The sequence below is a fragment of the Micromonospora sp. A3M-1-15 genome, from assembly GCF_024213425.1.
Taxonomy (GTDB): domain Bacteria; phylum Actinomycetota; class Actinomycetes; order Mycobacteriales; family Micromonosporaceae; genus Micromonospora; species Micromonospora chersina.
The window spans coordinates 1-500 of the sequence record NZ_JANAVK010000021.1; the positions used below are offsets into that span (position 1 = coordinate 1).

The following is a 500-nucleotide window of genomic DNA, read 5'->3' on the forward strand; positions in this document are numbered from 1 at the left end:
ATCTACCAGAATCGCCCTGTGTTGGGCCGAGCATATGAAATATCTGGAAGATATGATGGGCCATACCATTGGCGCGGCGACCGTGTTTGAACTGCTGGTGATGCATGATCGCAAAGAAAACCCGGATAAAAGCCTGGCGAGCCAGACCAGCCTGTATCATAACGATCCGCTGCTGGTGCCGGGCGATGGCATTCCGACCAACCAGCAGTATCATGATGCGCTGCAGCCGCTTCATGCATACGGGGACGATCTGGAACGAACGAGTACGCTCCACTGTAGGAACAGTTGGGCCTGAGAGCTGGCAGCCAGCGCCTAGTCGCAGTCCCCTGCGGGCGGCCGCCAGCGTGACTGCTTTACTACCGAGACCACCACGGGTCTAGCGACCTAAGGATCTCCGCATTGCCTTGCTTCGATACAGCATTGTGGGGAGGTATTTGGCTTTCACAGGACATTTCACCTCGCTATCTCGCTAGGTGTGATAGCGAACTTACAACCCAGAT

General features: G+C 55.6%; 1 protein-coding gene. It reads left to right on the plus strand.

Annotated elements, in window-relative coordinates; translation table 11 throughout:
- Positions 1-295: hypothetical protein (locus NLX85_RS32905; protein WP_254341776.1), on the plus strand; the 295-nt coding region annotated here is incomplete at its 5' end.
- Positions 296-500: the final 205 nt, after the last annotated feature.